The following is a 6,761-nucleotide window of genomic DNA, read 5'->3' on the forward strand; positions in this document are numbered from 1 at the left end:
GCCAAGCCCCGATTTTCGGGGCTTTTGTTTTAATTTGGTTTTAAAAACCATTTAAAAAGAAAGGCCGTCTGAAATGTTTGATACGCAACGTGTGCCGGTAAAGGTTTACCGCTGGGATGACGAGGGTGCGCCGCAGGTTGAATCGGCGGCAGGCAGCATTAAAACGATTTTAAAAGCCTGCTTGGTTACCGGTTACGGCGAAGGTAATAAACGTAAGGACGGGCTGGGCTGGGAAATGGCGTTTGAAAAGACGCAAGAAGCTTGTTTCCGCAGTACGCACCCGAAGGCGACAAAGTGGTGGCTGGGGGTGGATGATACGAAGTATCTTGCAGGCGGCGACAGAAATAATCGTTATGCCGATGTCTGTGGGATTTTGGAGCCGACATCTGCTACAGCGGGCAAGGCGGTTCAGTATGTTTGGCGTAATTCGAGTAGGGTTCGATTTGCTAGCTCCGGTTATTACGACAATAGTTTCAGATTGAAATGGGTTTTAGTAGGTCATGCACGTGCCTTCGCCCTTGTTTTGCTGAGTCCGGGCAATTCGGTAGGCAGCCCTGTACTTTATTTTGGGGAGTTTCCAAGCTTGGCGGTGGCTGACGAGCATCAAAACCTATTGGGTCTGGGGGCGTACGGAAGCGAATATTATTTTAATCTTGCTGACTACTCCAATTTTTATTGCTCGGCCATGCGTGATTACAAGGGGGATGCGCCAAATAAATTTTATTGTGGTGCTAATGTGGTTGAATCCGCTTCCCCTTATCCAAGCCCAATCAGTGGCGGCTTTACGGCTTCCGACCTGTATCTTTTTGAGGAACTTAATGGCAGTAAATATGCGATTCGCGGCTTAGTTCCGGGTTTGATGCGTACTAACGAAGCGATGCCGAGTAACAGTGTTATCCCGCAAGGTACTGTTTACGATAATTTAGACAATTCCGGCGATGCATGGATGTATGTCAAAGTTTTTAGTAATCATTCCGGCCTGCTGATCAACCTCACGGCCTGGGAGCTGTAAGCCATGCCGAATTATGTTTTCCGCAGCCGTCTTGCCGTTAAACGCGGCAAGCTGCGCGGCAAAGTCGTCAACCGGATTGCGCGAAGCCGTGCTGTCAAGTCACCGCATTGGAAATACGGCGGCCATGGCTATATTGCCGGCGAAGGTACGGGCATTGTTACGGTAGGCGGCCAGCCGGCTTCGCGCCGTATTTACCTGTTTTTCCGGCCTAATATGTACTGCATCGCCGATACTTGGAGCGCGGAAGACGGCAGCTACCGCTTCGACCGGCTTAAGGAAGACGAGGAGTATTTGATGGTGGCGACGGATTATAAAAAGCAATACGAGCCTGTTTCTTATGATTTTATTAAGCCTTATGTCGAGCGTGACGGCGGCGGTTGAGGCCGTCTGAAATGTCCGAAGACAAAATTTATGCTGATTCGGCGCGTATCCCTTTGCCTTTCGGTTTGGCGATTGGCTCCCGTCCGCCGTCCAGGTTCTTGCCGTTGGCGTTCAGACGGCCTTTACGCCATATTGAAGACGGCGGCGAGATTGTTCCTGATACGCCGCCTAAGCCTAATCCGTACCGCCCTCCGGATGGTTATGCGACTGTTTCGGGGGCGTGGGGCTTTGTGCAGCAGGCGGTGTCAACGCAGGCAGTGTGCGCGGCCGGTCGTTATGATTTGGGCGGCATTGCTGCCCAAGTGTCGGGGATAACGGCGGAGGCTGTCGGGGAGGCGGTTTGTTTTCAGACGGCCTTTTCGGATATGCCTGAGTTGGAAAGCTGCCTGCATGAAACGGTCGGCTTGTCTGACGGGGTTGCCGGTTGTATGCAGGCGGAGCAGGCCGGAATGGATGGCCTGGACGGCTGTCTGCATGATGCTTTCCCCGATGATTTGTTTCTAAGCGGCTGTAATGCGGATCAATCGGCGGCGGGTCTTGGCGAGGCTTTGGCGGCGTGTTCGGAGAGTGTGTTTTCCGATGATGCGCCGGTTGGCGATTGTTTGGTGTCGGAGGTGCGCGAGGCGGCGGTATTGGCACGCTGTGCGCATTCGCAAAGCCTGCCTGCTTTGGCTGTGCCTTGCGAGTATTATGAGATTCCGGTTGAGCCAGAGCCGGTTCCTGAAACTTATGTTTGCGGTATCCGCCCGCCTTCAAACCGTCTGCACCTGCGGTTTTACCGCAAAAAGATTGCACACGATGCGCGCCATATTCCGCTGCCGTTTGCTTGTTTTGATACGGTAAGCACTCCTGTTTTAGACGGATATATCATGCAAAATATTATTAAGGCTACGGTTGACGGCCAGCCGATCGGGCTGTTTTCTGCTTCCTTTACGACGGACACTGCCGGTTATTGCTGGCAAGGCAGTTTGACTGTTTCGCCCGATGATTTCGCTAAGATTAATCCTGATGTCCGCCCGAAAGGCCGGGAGGCCGAAATCGCGGTGCAAATCAATGCGGATACTTTTGTCATCCTCGCCGAGGATTACAGCGACAACCGCCGCTTTGGGCAAAAGAGCTATACGGTAACCGGCCGCAGTGTTACCGCCCGTTTGGGCGCGGACTATGCGCCTAAAGGCCGCGGTACATACCGCAATCCGATTTATGCGCAACAAATCGCAACGGAGGTTTTACGCCCGACAGGCGTGGATTTGGACGGCTGGACGATGGCTGATTGGTTGATTCCGGGAGATGTGTATTCGTTGACCGATAAAACGCCGATTGCTGTTTTGCAAGAGCTGGCTCAAGCCGCCGGGGGATTTGTGGAGAGCGACCGCGCTAGGCCGGTTATCCGCTTTAAGCCTAAATGGAAAAAGGCTTCTTGGGAGGTTTCCGATGCGCCTGCCGATGTCAGTGTCCCTGTCAGCGTGATTTTCAGCATCAGCGGCCAGCGCAATGTATCGGAGCGCGCCAATGGGGTTTATGTTTGGCCGAGCCATAACAAGGGCAAAGGCGCGGATGTGTACCGCAACGGCAGTAACCGCGAGCCGCGTGCCTCCGCGCTGACCAATACGCTTTATACCGACCAGCCGGTCTTGCTCGCCGCAGGGATTGCCGCGTTAAGCGAAACCGGTGTGCATAAGCGCGAAACGGTGTCTTTGCCGGTATCGGATAAATACGCCATTCCTATGGCGAATTTAGGCGAGATTTGGCAAATCAATGAGCCTTCGGGAAGCTGGCAAGGCGTGGTGGTTGGTGTGTCGGTCGAAGTCAAAATCGAAAACGACGCGCCTGTCGTGACTCAAAATGTAACGATAGACCGCTATTTTGACGAGTGATTAAAGCTGGTTTAAAGATGCTTTAAAGGCCGTCTGAAAGCCATGTTCAGACGGCCTTTTATCTTTTTGTTGAGGATAACAAAATGACTAATCTGTATCAAAACCTGACGGCACTGCTCAGGCGCGAACAGCGCGGCATTGCCAAAATAACGGGCGATTTGGGCGGCGGCTCATGGGCGGCGCAAACGCAAAGCGGCGGCAATCTTGTTTTAAGCGGACAAGCCGCTTTAAATCAGCGCGTGTTTTATGATGTCTTGAGCAACCGTATCCTTGGGCAGGCTCCCGATACTACTGTTTTAGAGCTTGGCGTATAAGGCTAAGTGCAGTATAGCCAGGCGTTGCTTTCGTATAACGTCTTAAAATAATTATTATTATTTTGAGGAGGTTTTGTGCGAACTGAAGTGTTGGGTGTCGGTATCGGCGACATTTTAAAATTTGAAGCCACTGCCTTGACGCGTGTGAAGGTAAAAGTGCCGGATGGTACGCGTGCCGGTGATTGGGTCAATTTCTCTTTGCGTGATAATAAAAATAAATTAGTCGCGTTAACCGATGAGCAAGACGGCTACGCTCTTGTTCAGCCGCACAATTGTATTATTGATCTGCGTTATTGTGCCAAGCCTGAAAATATTACTGATACCTTGCAGCAAGGCGACCGATTCGGCATTCAATATATTGGCGCACCGGTCGAGCATGGACGTCATACCGTTATGCCGTCGGGCCCTGTGGTTCCGCCTAAAGAAGCGGAACGCCCGGTAGCTCCTCCTTCCCCTCCTTCTGCATTGAAACGTAGCCTCAATTTCTTCGGGGACTCTACCAATGCGCGTATCGGCGGTCAGGCCGTGAGTGTTGCCGCCGCTGAAAATCTGCCGGTTGTAAACAACGCACAGGGGGGCAGCCTGGCTGCGTATGCCTTGATGTCGATGGACGGCAGTCCGGTGGAAGTTACTTTTAAAGTTGATACTATTCCGGCAAAAGCGAATGGCGTGATGGTTGATGGCGAGTTGGTTTACGGCGAAGGCGTTACGCCTTTCAGTATGCACTCTACCGTCGTTATTATTGGCGATGACATTGAGGCGGTCATGACCGGCCAAACCGCCAATATTAAAGTTATTCCGCGCGATAGCCAGGCTCATAGCGTTGTTCCGGGTAAAAAATATCCGGTACGACTGAAAAACAGCGGCGGTGTCGATGGCATTTGTGTGTTGGCAACGGCCAAGAATGATATTAACGGCGCAAATATCGGCAACTGGCAGACGGTCTTAGAACGAATCAAAAGCTATGTTGAAAAATGTATTCAACAAGTTCAGCCGAAAGAGTCTCCCCGTTATATTGTCCTGACTGTATGGGCTGATAATAAGCCGGGTTGGGCCAAAGAAAACCACCCATACCGACATCAGCTCAAGGATCAATTTAATAATTGGCTCAAGTCTAAATATGGCAATAATGTCTTTGATATTGAGCAATATATTTTATCTGACCAGATTTGGACGGATAGCGGCCTCACGCCGAATGAGGCGGATAAAAAAGCGCAAACAGACGGCGTAATGCCGTTGTCCCTCTCGCAGGACGGCGGTGCTCATCTGCTTCCGGCGGTTGAGGCTAAAGTCGCCGAACGTATCATCGCAAAAGCCAAAGAGTTGCGCTACTTGTAGGCAAATATAAATAAAAGGCCGTCTGAATAAGGCGGCCTTCGGGAGGATTTTAAATATAAGTGGGACGGCGACGTAACAGTGCGGCAACACTGTTACGCCAGCCAAGCAGAGTATGCCTGCATTGACTTCTAAGGCCGCCTTAGTCTCTAGAGACCGAGGCATTCTATCTGATACAGGAGTGGATGCAAATGCAAATCTATCGTGAATTACGCTGTAAGTTTTGTGGGAAATTGCTGGCAAAAGGCAGCGGCTGTGTACAAATAAAGTGCGCTCGTTGTAAAAACATCAATTCTTTCAGCTAATTAATAAATCAAAAGAATGCCTTTGAGCGTCATATTAAATCTGATTTAGAGCATCGCGAATGCCATAATTTAGGAGTATATATGATGCAAAAAATGCAACAGACATTACCTATTATCCCCTGGATGGGTGGCAAACGTCGTTTGGCAAAACATCTTTTGCCCATGTTCCCCGAGCATTCTTGCTATGTCGAGTTGTTTTCTGGTGGCGCAGCATTGTTCTTTATGCGCCCAACGCCTGCTAAAGTAGAGGTACTCAACGACATCAACGGACAGCTCATCAATCTCTATCGTGTGGTACAACATCATTTCGACGAGTTCGTCCGTCAGTTCGAGTGGACGCTGACCAGCCGCGAGACATTCTCCTGCCTGCAAAACACGCCGCCCGAATGCATGACAGATATTCAACGTGCCGCTCGCTTCTTCTACCTTCAACACAACGCCTTCGGCGGCAAAACCGTCCATCAGCATTTTGGGACAGCTACCACGTCAAAAGCGTGGGATGCGTCTCAGATTGAGGTTAAATTAAAGGCTGCTAAAGACCGTTTAAAAGGTGTTTATATAGAGAATGAATCGTGGGATCGTTGCTTCAAGCGATATGACCGTGAGCACACCTTCTTCTATGCAGACCCACCATATTGGCAGACCGCAGGCTATGACCAATCATTTGGCTGGGAGCAGTATGAATTACTGGCCAAGGTAATGGCAGAGAGTAAGGGTAAGGTCATGCTATCCATTAATGACCACCCTGATATCAGGGAATTGTTTAAAGATTTCCGTATCACTCAACTTGAATTGGCTTATACGGTCGGAAGAAATAAAACTGGTAAAACCAGTGGAGAATTGGTCGTATGTAATTGGTAAAATAAAAAGCGACGGTATCGTCGCTTTTGTTTTCATTTCTGAATTGCAATTTATTTGGCACAGCCGATATTTTTAAAAGTGTCAAAATTTCCGCGAAACTATGACAAATCCGCCACGACCTTACAAAAAGGCCGTCTGAAATGACGAATTTATCCAAAGGTTTGCTGGCTGCGATAGCGTCCAATTTGTTGTTTTCCATGCTGTTTCTGTACGGTATGTGGATGAGGCCGATGACGGGGACGGAGGTGTTTGCCTGGCGCATGGTCGCCATGCTGTCGGCTTTGTGCGTGCTGATGACGATGGTCAGCGGTTGGCTGGCGGCAATGCGTTTTGCTTATGGAGTCGGCCGGGATTGGAAACGGTGGCTGCTGATTGTATTGCCGACGCCGATATTTGCCAGCCAGTTGTGGCTGTTTGTCTGGGGGCCGGTCAATGGGGAAGGAGTAAACATTGCCATGGGTTATTTCCTGTTTCCTTTGGTGATGATGCTGGGTGGACGGATTTGGTTTAAAGAGCGTTTGAACCGGTTGCAGAGGGTGGCGGTAATCTTGGCGTGTGCAGGCGTGGCATGTGAATTGGTGCGGTCGGGCGCGTTTTCGTGGACGACTGTATGGGTGTTCGGTACTTATCCGTTTTATTATCTGGGGTAAGCGGATTAAATGGTTGATCTTACCTT

General features: G+C 50.3%; 7 protein-coding genes and 1 pseudogene. All 8 read left to right on the plus strand.

The window, feature by feature from the left end; genetic code table 11:
* Positions 1-73 precede the first annotated feature (73 nt).
* A complete protein-coding gene (locus HMPREF2952_RS00650) occupies positions 74-1,012 on the plus strand; it encodes a hypothetical protein (protein ID WP_070695169.1) in 939 nt (312 codons plus the stop codon).
* A 3-nt stretch (positions 1,013-1,015) separates the two neighbouring features.
* Positions 1,016-1,393 carry a hypothetical protein gene (locus HMPREF2952_RS00655; RefSeq protein ID WP_070695170.1) on the plus strand — a complete coding sequence of 126 codons (378 nt, stop codon included), beginning with the start codon at positions 1,016-1,018 and terminating at the stop codon, positions 1,391-1,393.
* Between the two features lie 11 nt (positions 1,394-1,404).
* On the plus strand, positions 1,405-3,270 hold the full coding sequence (locus HMPREF2952_RS00660; RefSeq protein WP_070646339.1) for a hypothetical protein: 1,866 nt from the start codon (positions 1,405-1,407) through the stop codon (positions 3,268-3,270).
* 83 nt (positions 3,271-3,353) lie between these two features.
* Complete coding sequence (locus tag HMPREF2952_RS00665) at positions 3,354-3,584, plus strand: hypothetical protein (RefSeq protein WP_070646342.1); 231 nt, start codon at positions 3,354-3,356, stop codon at positions 3,582-3,584.
* 75 nt (positions 3,585-3,659) lie between these two features.
* On the plus strand, positions 3,660-4,922 hold the full coding sequence (locus HMPREF2952_RS11380) for a hypothetical protein (RefSeq protein WP_070646345.1): 1,263 nt from the start codon (positions 3,660-3,662) through the stop codon (positions 4,920-4,922).
* Between the two features lie 188 nt (positions 4,923-5,110).
* On the plus strand, positions 5,111-5,224 hold the full coding sequence (locus HMPREF2952_RS10775; protein WP_079453713.1) for a zinc finger domain-containing protein: 114 nt from the start codon (positions 5,111-5,113) through the stop codon (positions 5,222-5,224).
* 81 nt (positions 5,225-5,305) lie between these two features.
* The gene (locus tag HMPREF2952_RS00675) at positions 5,306-6,085 is read left to right on the plus strand and encodes a DNA adenine methylase (protein ID WP_083314035.1); all 780 of its coding nucleotides are present in this window, start codon (positions 5,306-5,308) and stop codon (positions 6,083-6,085) included.
* Between the two features lie 140 nt (positions 6,086-6,225).
* Positions 6,226-6,726: pseudogene (locus HMPREF2952_RS00680) on the plus strand (EamA family transporter RarD); the annotation flags it as partial.
* Positions 6,727-6,761 lie beyond the last annotated feature (35 nt).

The organism is Neisseria sp. HMSC068C12 (assembly GCF_001814095.1).
GTDB classification, from domain to species: Bacteria; Pseudomonadota; Gammaproteobacteria; order Burkholderiales; family Neisseriaceae; genus Neisseria; species Neisseria perflava.